Raw genomic sequence first — 862 nt, 5'->3', positions numbered from 1 at the left:
CTTACCTTTATTCCACGGCTCTGCTTGGAGTACGTAATCAGGAAACGGCATGGCACACCTCCTTTTCTGTCAGGGTAAGGAGATTATTATGCGCCTAATTATTCTGAATTTCCCTTTCAGAACCTAGCTCTTGTTCAATCTGTTTATGAATTAGCTTCACAGTAAACAATATCGCATCTGACTCAAAACCGTCTTCATCGTAGCGTTTAACGCCTTCACCTAGCTTCCTGGCTTCTTCCAGAAGCGCGTAGGCGTTATCGCCTGGACTGCTGCACTCATCAAAACGATACTCTTCGATTTCCCGCCTCAGCCTTGATACACCCACACTCATATCTCTGCCCGGGTTGAAGTGACCGTGGATACCACCTTGTCTTAGTCGTTTATCGGCTCTTTGGTCAGCTTCTTCCACTTGATGCTGAATAATCTCAGATAGTGTTGACCATGAAGCATCTAGGTCTGTCCATGGTGAGGTAGGTATTGGATCGCGAGGTATGGTGACGGACTTGGTTGAAGAAGGAGGGACATCTTTTGTTAGATGCGTCGGTTGCTGCTTAGTTGCTGATATGATTTTTTCTTTTAACCATCGAAACATAACTAAAATACCTAACCTGATGATTGTGGTTTTATCTGACACTGATTATTATTTGCTCATAACAACTATATAACCGCACATATTGGGAACAACAATAACATGCATGACGCAACTGTAGCTCAAGCCGAGCCTATTGAACAAATTCGTTCAGAGCGATTTAATAATTTCATCGATTCTTACGCGTTAACTGCTGAATTAAATGGGCAGCCATACGCGCTAGAAAACCTATCTGATACGGGCGCAAAACTCACTTCTGTTTCTGGCAGCATA

The 862-nt window shown here is 43.4% G+C and carries 1 protein-coding gene; it reads right to left on the bottom strand.

What is annotated here, in order from left to right:
• Positions 1–94 precede the first annotated feature (94 nt).
• On the bottom strand, positions 95–592 hold the full coding sequence (locus A3766_RS08050; RefSeq protein ID WP_068642061.1) for a hypothetical protein: 498 nt from the start codon (positions 590–592) through the stop codon (positions 95–97).
• Between the last annotated feature and the right edge of the window lie 270 nt (positions 593–862).

The sequence above is a fragment of the Oleiphilus sp. HI0132 genome (genome assembly GCF_001635845.1).
This window is presented reverse-complemented; position numbering and strand designations above follow the sequence as displayed.